Raw genomic sequence first — 20,759 nt, forward strand, 5'->3', positions numbered from 1 at the left:
TGCAGAAAGTCTTCTCTTGTTTGTCAGCGCTGCAAGTGGGTTTACCTGGTCCATAAACTGAGAAAGTGGGCTTGAACCAAAGAATTCTTTAATTGCAGCTGTTACAGGTCTAATATTTATCAATGTCTGTGGTGTAACAGAATCAATATCCTGTATTGTCATTCTCTCGCGAATGACCCTTTCCATTCGTGCAAGACCAATTCTAAACTGGTTTTGTAAAAGTTCACCAACAGCCCTGACCCTTCTGTTTCCAAGATGGTCTATGTCATCTGTATGACCAATGCCATACTTCAAGCCCAAGAAATAACTTGTCGCAGCAAATACATCATCTCTTGTAAGACAATATGGAACAAGCTCTCTTTCTCTCTCTTTTATCAGCTGTTTTATTTCATTTACATCGTTTGTTGTGGACAAAATCTCATTTAAAACAGGCAAATATACAAGTTCTTTGATGTTCAAATCAGATACATCAAAATCCACATACCTGTCAAGCTTCACAGTATTATTCCCAACTACCTTGAATACCTTGTCATCCTCTACATATACCAATACCTCATTAATTCCTGCATCCTGAATATTAAGTGCTGCCTCTCTTGAAATAATTTCTCCTTCCTTTACTAATATCTCGCCTGTTCTCTTATCAACAATATCCTCAGCAGCTCTTTTGTTGAAAATTCTTTTCCACAATGATAATTTTTTATTCAATTTGTATCTTCCAACTTTTGCCAAATCATAACCTCTTGGGTCAAAATACATCCTTTCAAGAAGATTTTTTGCATTTTCAACATTTGGCGGCTCTCCAGGCCTCAGTCTTCTGTAAATCTCCAAAAGTGCATTTTCAACAGGATTCCCTATCTCACCCTTATTTGCCTCTTTTTCTAAGGATGCTTTTAATCTCTCGTCTTCTCCTAATTTGTTAAATATTAGTTGCTGATTGTAAAGACCAAATGCCTTGAGCAAGGTGGTTAAAGAAACTTTCCTTGTTCTATCAAGTCTTACAGATAGAAGTTCGCTTGTATCTGTCTCAAACTCAAGCCATGCGCCCCTGTTTGGAATTATAGTACCAGAAAAAATCTTCCGACCCTGTTTGTCAATTGAAGATGCAAAATAGCACCCAGGTGAGCGTATGAGCTGGCTTACAATTACTCTTTCAGCACCATTGATTATAAAGGTTCCGGTTTCAGTCATTATTGGAAATTCGCCCATATAAATGTCCTGCTCTTTTATCTCACCTGTTTCTTTGTTAATGAGCCTTACCTTAACCTTTAGGGGCCTTGCATATGTTGCATCTCTTTCCTTACACTCTTGTTCTGAATATTTTGGTGGCCCGTCAAAGTAATAGTCAACAAACTCTAAAAGCAAATTCTCTGTGTAGTCTTTGATAGGAGAAATCTCTCGCAAAACCTCTCTAAGTCCTTCGTCTAAAAACCACTGAAATGACTTTTTCTGGATTTCCAATAGATATGGCAAATCCAGAACCTCTTTTACCTTCCCATAGCTCATTCTTTGTACCTTTCCATACTGCACAGGACGAGGTAGTGCCAACTAAATCACCTCTTAAAAAATTTCCTTATCTTTATTATTATTTCCTCAAAATTACAATTTATTCATGAAAACATTTATAGACATCAAGCTTATTTAGAGCAGCCTGGATCTGAAAGGAATTCACGCCCGTATTAACGCATTTTGTTATTATAACATAAGCACTTTTATGTGTCAATTAATTAAAAAATTTTTTGTGTACAAAATTAAAGATGACCACCATCAAATATTTGTGGTCATCTTTAATAACAAACCATATTAATATTTTCCAAAAGGTGATTATATCTTGTTCAATAGCTCCACTATCTCTTCAGGACTCATAATAAGTTCAATAGCACCTTTTTCAATTGCTACCTTGGGCATTCCAAATACGACACAACTTTTTTCATTCTGCGCAATAGTTATAGCTCCCTTCATCTTCATTTCTAATATTCCATCACTTCCATCAGACCCCATGCCAGTCATAATTATACCTATTGCATCCTTCCCGCATGCCTCTGCAATTGAGCTAAAAAGAATATCTGCAGAAGGTTTGTGACTTTTTATCTTCTCAAGGTCAAGCACTCTTGTGTAGAGTTTCCCTGCCTTTTCTTCAATAGCCAAATGATATCCGCCCTTTGCAATGTATATACATCCTGGTTTTACCTCTTCCCTGTCCTCTGCTTCTTTAATACATTTAGATGTAATAGAAGCAAGCCTCTCTGCAAATGCTTTTGTAAAGTTTGGTGGCATGTGCTGAACAACCAAGATTGGAAGAGAAAAATCCTTCTTGAGGCTTCTAAACATCTTTTCTAAAACAGGGGGTCCTCCTGTTGATATCCCGATACTTACAACCTTTGCAACTTTTGCTCTTTCGACCAAACTATCCTCTATTGGAACTTTGAAAACTTTTACATCCTCGACGGTAGTTGGCGCAGTCTGGGTCTTTTTGTACTCTTCACATGCAGCACTTACCTTTTTGATTAGTTCATATTTGAACTCTTCTATTTCTTCTTCCTTTAACGGTTTTAATATATAATCAAAAGCACCTGCTGATAATGCCTCAAATGTTGTATGAGCTCCAGGATGAGTATATGCGCTTATCATTAAGATTTTACTGTCTGAAACATCTCTTATCTTCCTTATAAGTTCAACACCGTTCATGTATGGCATCTCATAGTCAATTGTTATAACATCAAATTTAAACTTTCTTACTCTATCAAGGGCAATGAGAGGTGTTTGAGCAACCATCACAGAAAACATTCCTGTTTGCTCTAAAATTGACTTGATGAGCTGCCTCATGAATGCCGAATCGTCAACAACCAATACCTTGTACATAAACTATTCACCTATACAATCATTTTTCATTAATATTTATTCCCAAAATTGCTGGTATCAAAACAGAACATACTCAGAAGCTTCGTACAACCTCATCTGTCAAGCCTAAAAATTCGTACAAATGCAGTATTGTAAATCTTTCTCTGATATTCGGTGCACATAAAAATGATATCTTAAAAAGATTCTCATCTATACCAATCTCCCAATAATTCATAGGCATTTCAAGTTTTTTGTAAGCATCAATCAGCTCATCATACACACCAATTGCGTCTCTTATCAACTTATCTATAACCTCTTTCTTTTCAACAAGCCTGTTTATCACTTGAGTTCTAAACTCTTTATCATTTAACTTGCTTACTCTTTCAATATTTTTCTTTATTATACTTCCAAAAGTTGGTTGAAATCCTTTCTTTATTGCATCCTCCCACGTTTTAATATCTACTTTATATTCTTTCCTTTCATGAATTCTGGATTTATCAAGATTTAAAAAGTGCTCATAAAACCTCAGCACATAGAGGGTTGCAAGCCCAACTTTTATCCCATGATAAGTTTTTATTCTGTGATATTCCCAAAAATGAGAAAGATGGTGTTCACAACCTGATGCAGGACGAGAAGAGTTAACCCTGACCATCATGATACCAGAGGTTATTAGACCTTCCAGCAAATTTTTACAAAAATCATTTACACCAACTGAATTTAATGTTCTCAGATACGTATTTTTCATAATACGTAATACTTCACAGTCTATTTTCTCTTCAAACAAAATATTTGAAAGTTGCCAGTCAAGTAAAGCAGTTATCTTACCCATCAAATCTCCGAATCCTGCTTTTTTCAAAATTTCAGGCGAATTTTCTATAACTTCCGTATCCACAAATATAGCTTCTGGTGATGAAGCCAGTACTGTTGTTTTTAATCCATTTATAGTAAGTGCTGCAACAGAAGAAGCAAACCCGTCCATTGAAGGTGCTGTTGGAAACAAAACAAACGGGACTTTGAACTTGTATGCTGTATACCGTGTTATGTCAGAAATTGTTCCACTTCCTACGCCCACAAATATATCTGCTTGTTCTATTTCAAATAATACCTTTCCAAGCGCAAATTCATCTGCTGTTACATCTGCTTCAAAGCATATTATTTTACACTTCCTATTGCTTTTTTCAACTGTCTCTTTCACCTTGACTGCACACACATCAAAGGTATTTTTATCACATATAACCAACAAAGAATTATAACCATTTTTATTTATAAATCTTGAAAAAGACTCGTACGGCTCTTCCCATACAACTTCCATATCAGTTCGCCCCTTTTTGAGATTTATTTTGTATAATAAAAAGAATTTAAAAAAGGCTGCCACATTAAAACCGCCCATGTTCTCATTAATAATGTTCTGGCAGCCTTTTTTAATTTTCATTCTATAACCTTTTTCTCTACTTTCTCTTTCACCATTGATACAAACTTATCAATGGTAAATGAACCTAAATCTCCTTTCTTTCTGTCTCTTACCGCTATAGTATTTTCCCTTCGCTCTTTTTCACCCACAATCACCATATATGGTATTTTTTGTAGTTGAGCATCTCTTATTTTATACCCCACGGTTTCTGATCTGAAATCTTCTTCAACTCTGAATCCATTCTCCTTGAGTGTTTGGGATATTTTAGCTGCATAGTCATTGAAATTATCAGATACTGGTATTACTCTTATTTGAATTGGTGCTAACCATACTGGAAATGCACCAGCAAAGTGTTCAGTAAGTATTGCAATAAATCTCTCTATACTGCCAAAAACAACTCTGTGTAACATTACTGGCCTATGTTTTGCACCATCTTCACCTATATAATATAAGTCAAACCTTTCTGGCATTTGAAAATCAAGTTGAATTGTTGCACACTGCCACGTTCTTTTCAAACTATCTTCAAGATGAAAATCAATTTTGGGTCCATAAAAAGCTCCATCACCTTCATTTATTTTGTAATTTATACCTACTTCCTCTAAAGCTTCTTTAAGGGCAGTTTCAGCCATATTCCATTGTTCATCTGTTCCCATTGAATTTTCAGGCCTTGTTGAAAGTTCAACATGATATTTGAAACCAAATACACTATAAAAATAATCGATAAGATCAATTACACCTTTTATTTCATCTTTTATCTGTGAAGGTAACATAAATATATGAGCATCATCTTGTGTAAAGCATCTTACCCTCATAAGACCATGCAATACACCAGATAGCTCGTGTCTGTGGACAAGCCCAAGTTCACACAGTCGCTCAGGAAGTTCCCTATACGAATGTGATTTTCTTTTATATACCAATATGCTACCCGGACAGTTCATAGGTTTTATTGCAAATTCCTGATCATCTATTTTGGTAAAATACATATTTTCTTTATAATGATCCCAATGCCCTGACTGAACCCAAAGGTCTTTCGTTAACATTATAGGAGTTTTTATTTCCTGATAACCTCTTTTTTTATGTTCTTCTCTCCAAAAGTCTTCTAATATGTTCCTTATAATCATCCCTTTTGGCAAAAAGAAAGGAAATCCTGGCCCTTCCTCGAAAATATCAAATAAATCAAGCTCCCTTCCAAGCTTTCTATGATCTCTTCTCTTTGCTTCTTCAAGCATTGTAAGGTATTCATCAAGTTGCGTTTTTTTCTCGTATGATATTCCATAAACTCTTTGAAGCATTTTATTTTTAGAATTTCCGCGCCAATACGCACCTGCTACAGAAAGTAGTTTGAACGCTTTTACCCTCCCCGTTGAAGGAAGATGTGGACCGGTACAAAGGTCAACAAATTCACCTTGCTTATAAAAAGATATAATCTCTCCCTCTGGAATATCATTTATAAGCTCAACTTTGTAGTTTTCTCCTCTTTGTTGCATAAGTTTTTTTGCTTCTTCTCTTGAAAGTTCAAATCTCTCAATCTTCAAATCTTCTTTTATTATTTTTTGCATCTCTTCTTCAATCTTTTCCAAAAGCTCCTTTGTAATTGACTCTTCAACATCAAAGTCGTAATAAAAACCATTGTCAATTGCAGGTCCTATACCAAGTTTTACTTTATCCCCAAAGAGCCTTTTGACAGACTGGGCTAAAATATGTGAGGTTGTGTGCCAGTATACTCTTTTGCCTTCATCACTCGCAAATGTGACAACCTCAAAGCTACAATCCTCATCAATAGGTGTCCATAAGTCTTTCAAAATGCCGTTTATTTTACACGCAACTGCTTCTTTGTAAAGCTTCATACTTATTGATTTTACCAAATCCAAAGCTAAGGTAGATTTTTCAACCTCAATTATCTTACCATCTGGAAGCGTGACATTTACTTTTTCCATATCGTGTCTTTTCCTCCTTTTTGTATATAGATTAGTATTAAATTTTCTAATAAATTGAAGATACCTTATACGTCTTCTCCCAATAAAAGTCCTTTGAATTCTCTAAACCATTTTGAAAATACAGCTTGAGAAATACCAAAACGTTCAGCCACATCTTTTTGCTTTACCTTTTGCCTAAGAAGATACTTCTTATACACGTAATAAACAATAGCTGCAATTGCAGTAAAGTTTAGCCTTTGCTTCTCAAGTGGAAGAGCATTAAGAAGCTGAGAAATACCATCTTTGTCTTCATTGTTGAGCTTTACATTTTCGGCTATAATATCCATTATCCTCTTTGCATTTTCCTCAAATGTTTGAGAAAAATACATGTCAATGTGTTTTTGAAGTTGGCTTCTAAACTCTTTCTCTTCTAACTTTGAAAGATTTCCAAAACCTGTTTCAAAATAGTCTATTGTGTCTTTTTTAAATGTTTTCATTACATCATCAATTTTTTTCAGAAAATAATCAATCTTTATCTCAGGCATATTATAATTCTTTTTTAGGTCTTTCCATATCTTTTTAGCTTTTACATACTGTCTTGTATTATACAAACTGATAGCTTGGATATGTTTAAAATAGGGCTCTTTTGTAATTTCAAAAAGCTCACCTGCCCTGTCTACAATTGCAGCATGTTGGTTTAATTTTATTAACGTGTCTAAAACCTTAATCTTGTCTTTATGGTCGTATGTTTTCAGCTCTAAAATTGTTCTTAGCTGTTTTTTGAGTTCTTTTGTCTTGCCAATTGTACTATAAAAAAACGCCAAATTGCAGTTTGCATAAACATTGTACTTATCAATCTCTAAAACCTTTTTTGCCTCGTGAATAGCCTTTTCGATCTCTCCCATATAAAAATAAGCAAGCGACAAATTGTTCCTTGCAGCAAAGATTGTATCGTCCTTTGCCAATATCATCTTAAAATACTTTACAGCATCTTCATACCGACCATTTTCTAAAAGAAAGTTACCCCTTTCCAACAGTTTTGTCAGTTTTTCCATCTCTTTTTGTTCTCTTTCAAATTCCTGCTGGGTCTCAATAAAGTCAAGAAGGTCTTCCGCAGCTTCTTTAAACTCAGTGTTATTGCTAAGCTTGAGATACCTTCTTAAAAAATGTTTTGCTTCTCTCAGTTTCCCCATCTCAAAGAAATTACAACCAAGCCCAAATAGTGAGTCGTAAAACTCAGGGTTGTCGGTGGTAAGTTCAGTCAAGAGTTTATTCGAACTTTCAAAATCCCCAATCTGAGCCAATAGCCCTGCTAAGTTGAACTTTATCTCTATGTTTTTGCTGTCAAGCTCAAGCGCTCTTTTTAATCTCTCAATGGCAAGCTCTATCTCGCCTCTTTCATAATGTTTAATCCCTATTTTAAAAAACCTTGATGATGTAGGGTGCAAATTTATAACCTTCCCTTTGACCATTTCAATACATACTCCTCTTTACAATTTATCTATTGGCGGCAAAATAATTTTAAAGGTATTTTGAGAGTTTATATTTATTATCTTTGCGGTGGGATATGTCTTTTTGATTCTCCCTATTCCTTTACCACCCTTTAAAAACAGATTATGTTCGTCCAAAATGATCATCTTTTGATAAATCCACGGATTTCGCCTTCGCGGTATAATCTCTCTTCCCATGTTATAAATCATATTGCCTTCCAAAAGACATCCAGGATTTGCAACTTCAATAAACTTTTCACCAATCTTTACTACAGTAGACCTTGTTAAATCATAATAGTCTCTATGCACAAGCGCATTTGCAATAGCTTCAAACAATGCCCATAAATCTTTTTGTGGGTACATTTGTGTCAGCTCATTTATAACTGTATTTATTATACTATATATGTTACCACAAATAATTTGATTGTGGTCAAAAAATTCAAAACTCAAATAAGCAGAAGGTATAAAACGCTCTGGGCACTTGCCAAATACAAGCATTCCTGCTATAGTAGGGTAGAAATTTCCATTTTCTCTGTCTCGTTGAATAATCCCAAAGCTCTCAAGCAGAATTGTATTGTCCCACTCGGAAGCAATCCCACTTTTCCTAAAAAACAAACTTATCAGCTCTGAGTCAAGGTCAGAAATTCCTGCATTTCTTATAATTGACATCTCAAAGTTGACAATACCACTTTCTTCAAACATAGAAGCAATCTCTTCCCGTTTTGCAACATCTGTAGTAGAACCGCGCCTAATATAGAATACTCCGTTTTGCACCATTTGGTGAGGACGTAAACTACTTTTATAGATTGTAAGTATTCCTAACTTCTTTCCTTCGTACTCCACAATCTCAAACTTGATTGAGACGGGTGGATCACACCTACTTGAGATTATCTGCTGAATTTTTTCTTCTGTTAAATTTTCATTTTTTATTCCAAAAATTCTCTTCGTCTTGTCTTCAACACCAAATATGATATAACCTCTGCCACCTCTTGAATTCGCAATAGCAATTACATCTTTAACAAGCTCTTTTTTTTCACCTTCTGTCTCTAAGGAAAGAGTACTTTTAAAATCAAGTTTTGGTCCTTCGTCAGACTCAAGCAATATCTTAAGTTTATACTTGTCCATCTATCTTCATCTCAACATTTGAAATTTTTTCCTCTGCTAAAACCTCTAAAAACACCTCAAATATCTCTGGATCAAACTTCTTTCCCACATCATTTTTCATCATAATCAGTGCTTCTTCTTCAGAGAATGCTTTTCTGTAAGGTCTGTCAGTCGTAAGTGCATCAAACACATCTGCTATCGCTATTATCCTTGATTCCACTGGAATCTTATCTCCATTTATACCAAGTGGATATCCTGTTCCATCTAAGTTCTCATGGTGATACAGGACAATATCCTTTATACTATCAAAGTATTCAATATTTGAAAGAATGTTATATCCATCTAAGGAATGTCTTTTGACAATAGAATATTCTTCATCAGTAAGCTTTCCTCTTTTGTTGAGAATATTTTCTGGCACTACAATCTTACCAATGTCATGCAGGTATGCAGCTATTTCTAAATCAAATAAATTTATTTTATACCCTTTTTGATTGACAAGCTTCTGTCCAATCTTTTTACTATATTGCATTACTCTTTCAGCATGTCCTTTAGTATATGGGTCTTTCATTTCTATTATAGATATAAGTAGTTTAATTGCTCCTTCAAAATTTCTCCTCTCCTTTTCAAAAAGCTCTCTCAAAAGGTCATCTTGAGTTTTCAAAAGTGAAATCTTGCTCTTTATCTCATTCGAAAAATAAGTGAGAATTGTCTCAACATTTTCAAACTTACCTTCTTTTTTTACATTTGGTTTTGGAAGAGTAGCTTCACCATTTATCCTTGAAAAAAGGCCTATCGCATACTCCTCAAGCTTGAGTATTCTATTTGTCAAATACATTCCACTTATAAATGAGATCAATAAGGTTAGGATTGTTAAAATCATAAACATAGCTATTAAAAGGTTTTCAAAATGCTTCTTTACCAAAACAAGCGGCTTTTCGTCATAGTCTAAAACTATACTACCTAAGATGTTATTGTCTATATCAGTTATGGCAATTTCATTTCTGAGTAATCTATTTGGCCGAGTTGAAGATTCCTTAGGTTGAAAATACACATTATTTACAACATAGGGCTGAATCAAAGAAACAAAATTTTTTATATCCCTTGCTAAAAAAAGAGCACCTATAACCGGCCGACTAAGATTTTTGTCATCTAAAACCGGGCAGCAAACGAATGCATAAATTTTATCATTAAATTTTATAAACCCTTTTTCTACAGGTATTAAACTAACCTCTTTATAAATAATGTATTGTTTACTTATTGTCTTTTGTACAATTTTAGATAACTTGTTAATATTTATATCTTTAATCGACTGATACTTAGAATATGAGCAAATAATCTTTCCTTGCTTATCAAAACCTACAATAATTGAAAAATCATATGGTTTTTGATATAACCAATTTGTCCAGTAAAATTCAATTGTACTTAGTTTACCCATCAAAACTGCTTCATAAATCTCATTCCATATGGCATATTCTTTGGCAAAATTCGTCATGTCTTCGAAAACCTTTGCTTTAATTCTTTCTAATGATTTTTCTTGTTGAGTTACAAAATAGTCATACGTAATCTTCTCATACTGTGGTATTATATTTGTCATTACATATGCAGCTACAATCGAAGTTGGTAAAAATCCCACCAAAATAGTAACAATAAGTATTTTAATTCTCAATTCCACTTTGCCACATCCTCTATTTTAAACTTAATCCTTTGTTGACTTTTGTCTAAATTTAGTATAACATATCTTGACTTAACAAGTCATTTGTAAAAAATAAATAAACTACATAGCCTCTTTCCTTTTAAAATATATAAAATCTTTCTCTGAAAGCTCAAAAGGCTTTTTTTGACCAATTACTTCACCTTTTTTTACCATTTTTCCTTTTTGTGCACTTAAAATATCTAAATTTTCTAGTATGTAGAAGACATTTTTCTCATCTTGGATTGCTATATCAAACCTGCCAGCTTTGTTTTTGATACTTATGACTGTGCCACTACATGGAGCAATTATATTAGTCGTTTTTGTAACAACTATAAAGTATCCTCCATCTTGTGAAAATTCTATCTGACCATCTGCTGGATATAAAAAAGTATTTGAATCTTCCTTTTTAATTGAACTGTCTTTGTAAACATTGACAGTTGCACCTTTTATTTTTAAAAAATCTCTGACAAAATCTTTTATATATTTATACACCTTTTCATCGTAAGTATAGTATTTTTTTAGCTCTTCAATGTTAAAGTTTTCAAATTTAAGATATTGGTATTTGAAAGCCACTACAAATATTATGACAGCTAAAACTACAAAGAATTTTACAACCAATAAATTGTTTTTTGAACTTGAGGTATCCTTTGTAAATTTTTTCCTTTTCATTTTCCAAACACCCCTTTTTATTCTTTATTTTTTTCTGTTTAATTTTTATTCTGCGGAACAAAAAAAGATGATAGCAAGCTTTTGCTATCATCTTCTCTGAATAATATCCTTTATATCTTCAATAATAGATGGGATGATGTCAATAATTCTCTCCACGCTGTTATTTGCTGATACATTTAAAAGTCTTATTTGGTCCTGTGTCACAACTAAAAAGGCAATTGGCATCACAGAAATTCCAGCACCAGTTCCACCTGCAAAAAGGGGAGTGTTGTCCTCTGCTTTGTTACCCTTGTTACTATCTTGCTTTATGTCACCACCGCCTGCTATAAATCCAAAAGACACTTTGGAAACTGGTATAATAACAGCACCACCAGAACTTTGAACAGCATCGCCTACAATTGTGTTTACGTCAATCATCTGTTTTAAGTTTTCCATAGTTGTCTGCATTAACATCTCAATTGGATGTGTCATAGTTCAAAACACCCCTTAAATTTTTTACTATTGCTTTTGAATTAATCAAAATTTTCACTGGAAAAATTTTGAGTTTTAAGTTAATTTTGAAATAGCTATCCGCAAAATTGCCTTCAGTAAAACCTTTATAATCAATCTTCACCTTTTCTCCACATGATAATAATATTCCCCAGATAGAATATATAATTCCACTTAAAATACTCAAAACAAAAATGTCTGTGCAATATACCCATGTAACTATTTTTTCTATCTTTATAATTGAGACTGACAAAAAAATCTTGAATAATTTATAGAAACTTTTGAAAGATGCCTTAAGTTTGACTCTTTTTGTCTCTTTCTTTTTAACTGGTGGAACTTTCCTGAAATCGGTTTTGTTCGGAAATTCATAATGAAAGATTTTTACATAAAACCAAATAATTTTAAGCTTTATATTGACTACTAAAAAGTCTTTAAGCTCTACCTCAATCTTAAATACCTTAGGAAAGCTGAGATATACGAAAGTCAATAAAATTAAGGTTAACAATACCATCTCAAGTTCTCATAAATTTCTTCCTTTTCTCAGATTTTATTAAAAATTATTTCCACAAAATAAAAAGAGGATACATCAAATTGATGTATCCTCTCTTTGCATAATCTTTTCTTTTAACTCCTCAAGATTTTGTATACCGAGAGAGTAATAAAAAAGCTCTGTCACTTCATACAAAGTGGGTTTTCCTATTGTATCAAGCTTCCCTGCTTCTTTTATAAGCCCCTTTTCAAGAAGGCTCTTTATAACATTATCGCTACTAACACCTCTTATCCTTTCTATCTCCTGCCTTGTTATTGGACCATTTAATGCAATTATTGATAGCACCTCATACGCTGCCTGCGAAAGTGAAGATTGTTTTTGCTCAAACTCAAAATATTCTTTTATATACTTTGAGTTTTCAGGATTCGTAACTAAAGTATACCCTTTTTCTTCTTTTATAACTATAAAGCCTCTTTTCTGGTTCTTGTATTCTTCTTTTAGCTCTTCAATGCAATCTTCTACTTCCCTCTCTGAAATATCCAAAATCTTTGCAATTTTGGCTATTTCAATGGGCTCTGCACTCAAAAATAATATGCTTTCTAAAACTGATTTTACAGCTGTCTTATCCATGTTTTATTTTGAGCCTCTCTACCTTTTTGTGATTTTAATATCATCAAATACCTTTTGCTGATGCAAAGAAATATGTCCCAATTTACATAGTTCCAAAATGGCCAAAAATCTGTATACTATCTCATCTTTCGAAATCCCCTTTATAAGGTGACTAAAATAAGCAACCCCTTTTTGTTTTATATACTCTAAAACCTGTTTTATCACTTTCAAAATAGAAATTGTTTGCTTTTTGGTAATTTCTTGGAGTCTTTTGTCATTGTCAGAAGAAGTAGTTTCTTTTTTTGATAAAATATTCCTGTATGTTTCAATGAGTTTATTCACATCAACCTTTACCACGAAATTGCTCTCAAAATTTCTAAGTTCAAATGCTCTTTTGTAGCTTTCTCTATATGGATGATTTTCTTTCAAGTAAATTGCAACCTCTTTGTACTTTTGATACTCTCTCAACCTTTCAACAAGTTCTTGCCGCGGGTCTTCTTCTTCCTCTTGTAGCTTTGGCAAAAGCATTTTTGATTTAATCTCCAAAAGTGTTGCTGCCATAACTAAAAATTCAGATATAGAATCTACATTTATTGTGTCTAAATGGTTTATATACATTAGATACTGATTAGTAATCTCAGCAATTGGAATATCATAGATGTTTATCTTTTCTTTCTTTATAAGATAAAGCAAAAGGTCAAGCGGTCCTTCAAAATTAGGAAGCTTCACCTCAAAATTCATAACAGTCCTGCCCTATCCTTTGCTTCTTTTAATGTCTGGGAAGCAATTGCTCGAGCTTTTTTTGCACCTTCCTCAATTACACCAAAGACATAATCAATATCATTTTCAAGTTTCTTTCTTTTGCTTTGAATTGGCTCTAAGAACTTAGAAAGATTATCAAATAGCTTCTTTTTGCACTCTACACAACCAATTTTACCTTCTCTGCAGTTTATCTCTATTTCATCAACAGTATCTTCGCTAAATATCTTATGGTAAGCAAATACTGTACAAACTTCTGGATGTCCTGGGTCATTCTTTCGAATTCTTGCTGGGTCTGTAACCATGTTCATTACTTTTTTGCGTACACTCTCTAAATCTTCAGACAGCGCAATTGTATTGCCATAACTTTTACTCATCTTTCGCCCATCTGTGCCAATCAAAACTTTAACAGTATTTAGAATTGGTTGCGGTTCTGGAAATATTTGTCCATACAAGTAATTAAATCTTCTTGCAATTTCTCTCGTGAGCTCTAAGTGTGGAAGCTGGTCTTCTCCAACTGGAACAAGTTCAGCTTTGTATATCAATATGTCTGCTGCCTGCAAACAAGGATACCCTAAAAAACCATAGGTAGCAATATTCTTTTCTTTCAACTCTCTCATTTGGTCTTTATAAGTTGGGCAGCGGTAGAGCCAAGAAAGTGGCGTTATCATGGAAAATAAAAGATGTAGCTCAACATGTTCTGGCACATGCGACTGAACAAATATTGTACACTTGTTAGGGTCAAGCCCGCTTGCCAAAAGGTCTATAACCACCTGTTTTGTGTACTCTCTTAAATTAGTAGTGTCCTCATACCCTGTTGTAAGTGCATGCCAATCAGCAACAAAAAAGTAACATTCATATTGGTCTTGGAGTTTTACCCAGCTCTCTATCGCCCCAAAGTAGTTTCCTAAGTGTAAAATGCCTGTTGGCCTTGTGCCTGACAAAACTCTCTTCATTCTCTCCTTCTCCCATCTTTTGATGTTTGAAAAAGAAATTTAAGGAAATAGCTTTACAATAAAATCAATAAAAGTAAAGACAAAATAAGCAATTGGCTGTAAGACAAATGAAAGTAAATATGGTGCAAAGAATATACACGCAATTAGTATTATCTGCCCAATTAATTCAAATCTATAGTAAAATTCTATATACTTTGCAGGTGCAAATATAAACAAAATTTTAGACCCATCAAGCGGCGGTATTGGTAAAAGATTAAATATGGCAAGATATACATTGATTAAATACGCTTGCTGAAGCATAATCACAACATATCTATTTGAAACAAGATTGTATTTGTCAATATACTTCAAAACCATAGCAAATACAATTGCTGAGAGAATATTTGCAACCGGCCCTGCTAAAGCTGTAAGTCCCATTCCAACCTTTGGATTCTTGTAGTTTCTTGGATCAGTCACAACAGGTTTTGCCCACCCAAACCCAAACAACATCAAAGAAATTACACCAAAAATGTCAATATGAGGCAGGGGATTTAAAGTTATTCTCCCCTGCTTTTTAGGAAGGTCATCCCCTTGCAAGTAAGCAACATACCCATGTGCAGATTCATGTACAGAGATTGCAAACAAAAGCCCAGGAATTCGAAGTAGCATAGTTAAAATATTCGGCAAGTTCATAATAAACCTCTCCAAAAAGTTTTTTTATATTTCCAAATCATTTCTGATTATATCCTCATAAGTCTCTCGCTTTACAATCACTCGAACTTGGCCGTCTTTTAAAAGTACAACTGCAGGGCGTGGGAAGCGGTTGTAATTGCTCGACATAGAATAATTATATGCCCCTGTTGCTAAAATAGCAAGGTGCTGGCCAGTTTTGAGTTCTGGTAATTTAATGTCTTTTATTAAAATATCTCCTGATTCGCAACACCTTCCTGCAATTGTGTACAGCTTTGCTTTTTCGCCAAGTGGATTTTCAACAACATATGCATCATACTTTGCCTGGTAAAGGGCATAGCGTGGGTTGTCTGTCATCCCACCGTCAACAGATGCATAGTTTCTCACATTAGGGATTTCTTTTATGCTACCGATTGTATAAAGAGTAATTCCTGCCTCACCTACAATTGAACGACCTGGCTCTAAGACTATAAAAGGTTTTTTGAGCCCTTTTTGTCGGCAAAACTCTTCTATCTCTTCAGATATAGCCTCTATAAATTTTTCTATTTGAGGTGGCTGGTCAAAAGCAGTATATTTAATCCCAAATCCACCACCTAAATCTAAAATATCTATTTCATAATTAAGCTCTTTCTTTATTTTTAATATAAACTCAAGCATAACCCTTGCTGCAAGCTTGAACGGTGCTGTTTCAAAAATCTGAGAACCTATATGACAGTGAAGACCTATCAGTTTTAACTCATCTATATCTAAAATCTTTTTTACCATTGAAAATGCTTCGCCATTTTCAAGAGCAACACCAAACTTAGAGTCTATCTGGCCCGTTCGAATAAATTCATGAGTGTGCGCTTCAATTCCCGGTTTTACCCTGATTAGAACATCTGCCTTTTTGGACTTTGTTCGGCAGACGAGCCTAAGCATCTCAAGCTCATCAAAGTTGTCAATTACAATTTTGACTCCCTTTTCAACCGCCATTTCAAGTTCATCATATGTCTTGTTATTTCCATGAAAAAATATCTTGTCAGTTGGAAAATTTACTGAAAGAGCAGTGTAAAGCTCTCCACCTGACACAACGTCAAGTCCTATTCCCTCTTGTTTTGCAATCTGGCACATCGCTTTTGTACAAAACGCCTTTGATGCATAGATTACCAGCCCGTCTTGTCCAAAATATTTCTCTAATGCATTTTTGAATCTATTTATATTTTCTCTAATCATTCTCTCATTCATAACATAAAGAGGTGTTCCATACATCTCTATTAAATCAAGAAGGTCAATCCCTTCCCATGAAAGATTACCTTTGTGGGAAATTTCAAGCCCATATCGAAGTTGCATCTTTTTTCTTCCCTCCAAAAAAGGTTTTAATAATTCTAACATATAAAATTGCTCAAATTCAAGCTGCAGTTTGCAAAATCTCAGGCAGTTTCAATATTCGCTGCATCGTGAAGATTTAACACCTCTATTGCCATCTCACGAAGTTTGTACTTTTGAACCTTGCCATTAGCAGTTGTAGGAAAGCTATCTACAAACATGACATACTTTGGCGTTTTATGACGTGACAGATTCTGTTTAACATATTCTTTTATCTCTTCCTCAGTCACTGAAACTCCATCTTTCAAAATCACAAACGCCATTATCTCTTCACCATAGACTTTGTCCGGAACTCCAACCACCTGAACATCCTTTATAGCAGGGTGAGTGTACAAAAATTCTTCTATCTCACGTGGATATATATTCTCCCCGCCTCTTATTATCATGTCTTTAAGTCTTCCAGTAATCCTCAAATATCCATTTTGGTCTATGTACCCTAAATCCCCTGTGTGAAGCCACCCATCTTCGTCAATTGCCTGTTTTGTCGCCTCAGGCATTTTATAATACCCTTTCATAATGTTGTAGCCTCTTGCACAAATTTCACCAATTGTGCCGTTTGGAACCTCTTTTTTGGTGTTTATATCAACTATTTTGACCTCAACACCTTCTAATGGCCTTCCCACAGTTGAAACTCTAAATTCAAGAGGGTCGTCTACCCTTGTTTGAGTTATCACAGGAGAGGCCTCTGTCTGACCATATGCAATTGTTATCTGCGTCATATTCATCTTCTCAACAACTTCTCTCATAACTTTTATAGGACAAGGTGCGCCTGCCATAATACCTGTTCTGAGTGACGAAAAATCAAACTTGTTAAAATCAGGATGCTGCAAGATTGCAATGAACATTGTAGGCACACCATGAAGAGCAGTACACCTTTCATAGTGGACTGTCTCCATTACCATAAGTGGATTGAAATGGTCAAGAGGCACCATAGTAGCACCTTTTGTAACACAAGCAGTAATTCCTAGCACCAAACCGAAACAGTGAAAAAACGGAACAGGAATGCAAAGTTTGTCGTTATGCGTAAGCTTCATACACTCAGCAATTGCATATCCGTTGTTTAGAATATTCTTGTGTGTAAGCATAACTCCTTTTGGAAATCCTGTCGTGCCGGATGTGTATTGCATATTGATAACCTCATCAGGCTGAAGGCTTTTTTGTCTTTGATAAAGATCAGCATCTGAAACCCTTCTACCGAGATCTACAACCTCATTCCATGTGTACATTCCTCTGTAGGACTCTTTTCCGATAAAAATTAGTCTTTTCAAGTATGGCAAGTTTGGATTTTCAAGTTTTCCTTTTTCACAGTTTTTAAGTTGTGGATTTAACTTTTTTATAATTTCTAAATAATTTGAATCCTTAAAGCCTTCTATAAATATGAGAGTTGAACTATCTGACTGTTTTAGCAGATATTCAAGTTCATAGATTTTATAATTAGTATTTACTGTGACCAAAACAGCTCCAATCTTTGCAAGGGCAAAAATAGAGACAAGATATTCTAACTTGTTGGTTGCCCATACAGCAACATGCTCACCTTTTTGAATCCCTATTGCCAAAAACCCTTTTGCTGTATCTTCAACTATTTTTTTAAACTGTTTATATGTAAGGTATATCTTCTCATGATGATAAATTACAGCAAGATTTTCTGCATACTTTTCTGCTATTATATCAAAATAATCAGGAATAGTCATATCAATCAAAGCCATCCTGCCATTGCCCCCTTAAAATTCACAAAGCCTTTTACCTTGTTTTTGAAATAAGGTAAAAGGCTCATTAATGGTTTTAGATTATTATAAATTTTAAATGCATAAATTGTCAACAGAGAAAATCTTATATATATTTCTTAATATGTCCAATTGCACTTTTCTCTATTCTCGACACTTGAGCTTGTGAAATACCAATAATAGTCGCTACCTCCATTTGTGTCTTCCCTTTGTAATATCTTAGGTATAAAATCTCTTTTTCGCGTTTTGTTAGCCTGCTCAATGCATCTTTTAATGAAATTTCTTCAAGCCATAGATTCTCACACGACTTTTGGTCACTTACTTGGTCAACTACATACATTGTATCAGTGCTGTCTTGGAAAATTGGTTCATAAAGTGAAATAGGTTCTTGTATAGAGTCAAGTGCAAAAACCAAATCTTCTTTTGAAATACAAAGCTCATTAGCTATCTCCTCTAAGGTCGGTTCTCTGTAATTTTGGCTTATATACCTTTCTTTTATTTTTAGTGCCTTGTAGGCTGTGTCTTTCAACGACCTTGATATTCTCATTGCATTGTTGTCTCTTAAATACCTTCTTATCTCACCAATTATCATTGGAACAGCATACGTTGAAAATTTGACATTTTGTGAAAGGTCAAAATTGTCAATAGCTTTAATAAGACCTATGCAACCAACCTGAAACAAGTCATCCAAATTCTCACCACGATTTGCAAATTTCTGAACAACACTTAAAACAAGCCTTAAATTCCCTTCTATGAATTGTTTCCGTGCTTCTTTGTCTCCGTTTTTCATTTTCTTTAGAAGCTCAATTTTCTCTTCATGACTCAGCATAGGGAGAGTTGATGTGTTAACACCACAAATCTCTACCTTGTTCAAATTGTAGCCTCCCCCTTTTTTCAAAAGCTTAACTAAGGTTTAGTATTTACTCTAAGGGAGGCAATTATTCTAAAAATAGTTGGTATTTTATATAATCTTTGCTAACTCTTTTTTAAGTCTTGTAATAATCTTTTTTTCTAATCGGGAGATATAACTTTGGGAAATTCCCAACATATCAGCAACCTCTTTTTGCGTCTTCTCACCTTCATCACTAAATCCAAATCTGAGCTCTACAATCCTCTTTTCTCTTTTTGGAAGTTTTTGGATTGCTTTGAGAAGTGCTTCTTTTTCGACATTACTTTCAATACTGCTGTAAACCCCCTCAGAATCTGTTCCCAAAACATCAGATAGCAAAAGCTCATTTCCGTCCCAGTCAATATTTAATGGCTCGTCTATTGAAAGTTCCAGTTTTCTATGTGAGTTTCTTCTCAAAAACATCAAAATTTCATTTTCAATACATTTTGATGCATACGTTGCAAGCTTGATGTTTTTGTCAGGATTATATGTATTGATAGCTTTAATAAGTCCAATCGTACCAATTGATACTAAGTCCTCAAGATTTATCTTGGTATTTTCAAATTTTCTTGCAATATAGACAACAAGTCGTAAATTTCTCTCAACCAATACCTTTTTTAGTTCTTCCTTCCTCTCATAATGAATCTTATTCAAAATCTCAGACTCTTCCTCTGGAGTAAGTGGGGGTGGCAATGTCTCACATCCGCCAATATAAAATAGTTCAGTTATCTGTGAATCAGAAAGCTGAAAACCAAGCTTTTTAAAAAGTTCCAAAACATAATTTAAAAGTTTTGATTCAAATCTCATCTTCATCCTAAAACCTCCTTTAAAAATCAAATTAAGTCAGGGCCAAGTAAGGCTGAATACCTGTTTGATATCTTCTTATCGTACAAAGCGATTGCCACATCCCTTTTTGTCCATGTGTTCCTATTCTCTGAGATGTAAAACTCATCAGGTATCACTCCAATTAGAACTCCATGTTCCTGTCCAATAGAATTGTAAGGAATGAGAACAATTTTATGTCCAAGATGTTTTTGTAGTTCTTCCAAATTCTGGGCAGATATGTCAGCTTGGTTACCTTTTTCTCTTAGCAAATTTCTCTCCACAATTACAACTGGTCTTCCTGAAAATGGCTCCTTTAGGTTATTCCCTGTATCAACATAAGCCGTACAATTGTATTCTACGTCATTTATCTTGAATTTTATGTATCTTATAAGTGATTCTTTATACATTCTTTTGAGTATCAGCTCATATGACAGTTTAAAGACAATCAAAGAACATCCAAGAGCTATCAGTACATTTTTAAGTTTAACCTGAACATCAATTACAAAGCTGCTTTTTGTTATATAATAAAGGAAAAATACCATACCACCGAACATTATTGTAACAAGGTAAAAACTGAGCAGCTGTCTTAGAAAGATGAAAAATTTTTTGGGCCAAAAAGTTAGATAAACAAAAATTACAGATACAATTATCTTACCAAATATTGAGTATAAAAATTGCATGGGGGGATAAAATTGTAGCAAAGAATAAAGTGAAGCCAAAATGCTTGTAAAAAGTATCTTGAAACTACTAACATTTGTTCTTGTGATATACGCAGTTATGAGGAAAATAAAGTAGTTAATAACTAAGTTCTCCAATATATACACATCAGCATAGATAATCATGATTTGATTTAAAACATCTTT

The 20,759-nt window shown here is 34.1% G+C and carries 18 protein-coding genes and 1 pseudogene; all 19 read right to left on the bottom strand.

Going from position 1 to position 20,759, the window contains the following annotated elements; genetic code table 11:
• A pseudogene (locus H964_RS04895) lies at nt 1-1,545 on the bottom strand (DNA-directed RNA polymerase subunit beta); the annotation flags it as partial.
• A 276-nt stretch (nt 1,546-1,821) separates the two neighbouring features.
• Nucleotides 1,822-2,859, bottom strand: coding sequence for a chemotaxis-specific protein-glutamate methyltransferase CheB (gene cheB, locus H964_RS04900; protein ID WP_039765250.1), 1,038 nt, complete (start codon nt 2,857-2,859; stop codon nt 1,822-1,824).
• Nucleotides 2,860-2,932: 73 nt separating this feature from the next.
• Nucleotides 2,933-4,150 carry an iron-containing alcohol dehydrogenase gene (locus tag H964_RS04905; protein ID WP_039765414.1) on the bottom strand — a complete coding sequence of 406 codons (1,218 nt, stop codon included), beginning with the start codon at nt 4,148-4,150 and terminating at the stop codon, nt 2,933-2,935.
• A gap of 116 nt (nt 4,151-4,266) precedes the next feature.
• Nucleotides 4,267-6,186: a threonine--tRNA ligase gene (gene thrS / locus H964_RS04910; RefSeq protein ID WP_039765254.1), complete on the bottom strand. Its 1,920-nt coding sequence runs from the start codon at nt 6,184-6,186 to the stop codon at nt 4,267-4,269.
• 65 nt (nt 6,187-6,251) lie between these two features.
• A complete protein-coding gene (locus H964_RS04915; protein WP_039765257.1) occupies nt 6,252-7,637 on the bottom strand; it encodes a tetratricopeptide repeat protein in 1,386 nt (461 codons plus the stop codon).
• Nucleotides 7,638-7,655: 18 nt separating this feature from the next.
• The gene (locus H964_RS04920) at nt 7,656-8,780 is read right to left on the bottom strand and encodes an RNA-binding domain-containing protein (RefSeq protein WP_011916505.1); all 1,125 of its coding nucleotides are present in this window, start codon (nt 8,778-8,780) and stop codon (nt 7,656-7,658) included.
• A complete protein-coding gene (locus H964_RS04925) occupies nt 8,767-10,431 on the bottom strand; it encodes an HD domain-containing phosphohydrolase (protein ID WP_039765260.1) in 1,665 nt (554 codons plus the stop codon). Before H964_RS04925 ends, H964_RS04920 begins: the two co-directional genes overlap by 14 nt.
• Before the next feature lie 102 nt (nt 10,432-10,533).
• Nucleotides 10,534-11,121 carry a M23 family metallopeptidase gene (locus H964_RS04930; RefSeq protein WP_039765263.1) on the bottom strand — a complete coding sequence of 196 codons (588 nt, stop codon included), beginning with the start codon at nt 11,119-11,121 and terminating at the stop codon, nt 10,534-10,536.
• A gap of 87 nt (nt 11,122-11,208) precedes the next feature.
• The gene (gene ytfJ, locus H964_RS04935) at nt 11,209-11,592 is read right to left on the bottom strand and encodes a GerW family sporulation protein (RefSeq protein ID WP_039765266.1); all 384 of its coding nucleotides are present in this window, start codon (nt 11,590-11,592) and stop codon (nt 11,209-11,211) included.
• Nucleotides 11,576-12,121 carry a hypothetical protein gene (locus H964_RS04940; protein WP_011916500.1) on the bottom strand — a complete coding sequence of 182 codons (546 nt, stop codon included), beginning with the start codon at nt 12,119-12,121 and terminating at the stop codon, nt 11,576-11,578. The genes ytfJ and H964_RS04940 overlap by 17 nt, the downstream gene beginning before the upstream one ends.
• A gap of 75 nt (nt 12,122-12,196) precedes the next feature.
• Entirely contained in the window at nt 12,197-12,730 is a 534-nt protein-coding gene (scpB, locus tag H964_RS04945; protein WP_039765269.1) for an SMC-Scp complex subunit ScpB, read from the bottom strand.
• A gap of 18 nt (nt 12,731-12,748) precedes the next feature.
• Nucleotides 12,749-13,450 carry a segregation and condensation protein A gene (locus H964_RS04950; protein ID WP_039765272.1) on the bottom strand — a complete coding sequence of 234 codons (702 nt, stop codon included), beginning with the start codon at nt 13,448-13,450 and terminating at the stop codon, nt 12,749-12,751.
• Entirely contained in the window at nt 13,447-14,424 is a 978-nt protein-coding gene (trpS, locus tag H964_RS04955) for a tryptophan--tRNA ligase (protein WP_039765274.1), read from the bottom strand. Before trpS ends, H964_RS04950 begins: the two co-directional genes overlap by 4 nt.
• A gap of 39 nt (nt 14,425-14,463) precedes the next feature.
• On the bottom strand, nt 14,464-15,096 hold the full coding sequence (locus H964_RS04960; protein ID WP_193353814.1) for a site-2 protease family protein: 633 nt from the start codon (nt 15,094-15,096) through the stop codon (nt 14,464-14,466).
• Nucleotides 15,097-15,120: 24 nt separating this feature from the next.
• A complete protein-coding gene (gene lysA / locus H964_RS04965; RefSeq protein ID WP_039765277.1) occupies nt 15,121-16,422 on the bottom strand; it encodes a diaminopimelate decarboxylase in 1,302 nt (433 codons plus the stop codon).
• Nucleotides 16,423-16,502: 80 nt separating this feature from the next.
• Entirely contained in the window at nt 16,503-18,164 is a 1,662-nt protein-coding gene (locus H964_RS04970; protein ID WP_039765280.1) for an AMP-binding protein, read from the bottom strand.
• Nucleotides 18,165-18,288: 124 nt separating this feature from the next.
• Nucleotides 18,289-19,056 carry an RNA polymerase sporulation sigma factor SigG gene (sigG, locus tag H964_RS04975; RefSeq protein ID WP_011916493.1) on the bottom strand — a complete coding sequence of 256 codons (768 nt, stop codon included), beginning with the start codon at nt 19,054-19,056 and terminating at the stop codon, nt 18,289-18,291.
• Nucleotides 19,057-19,143: 87 nt separating this feature from the next.
• A complete protein-coding gene (gene sigE, locus H964_RS04980; RefSeq protein ID WP_039765419.1) occupies nt 19,144-19,878 on the bottom strand; it encodes an RNA polymerase sporulation sigma factor SigE in 735 nt (244 codons plus the stop codon).
• A 26-nt stretch (nt 19,879-19,904) separates the two neighbouring features.
• The gene (locus tag H964_RS04985) at nt 19,905-20,738 is read right to left on the bottom strand and encodes a sigma-E processing peptidase SpoIIGA (RefSeq protein WP_039765282.1); all 834 of its coding nucleotides are present in this window, start codon (nt 20,736-20,738) and stop codon (nt 19,905-19,907) included.
• Nucleotides 20,739-20,759: the final 21 nt, after the last annotated feature.

Source organism: Caldicellulosiruptor sp. F32 (genome assembly GCF_000404025.1).
GTDB classification, from domain to species: domain Bacteria; phylum Bacillota; class Thermoanaerobacteria; order Caldicellulosiruptorales; family Caldicellulosiruptoraceae; genus Caldicellulosiruptor; species Caldicellulosiruptor saccharolyticus.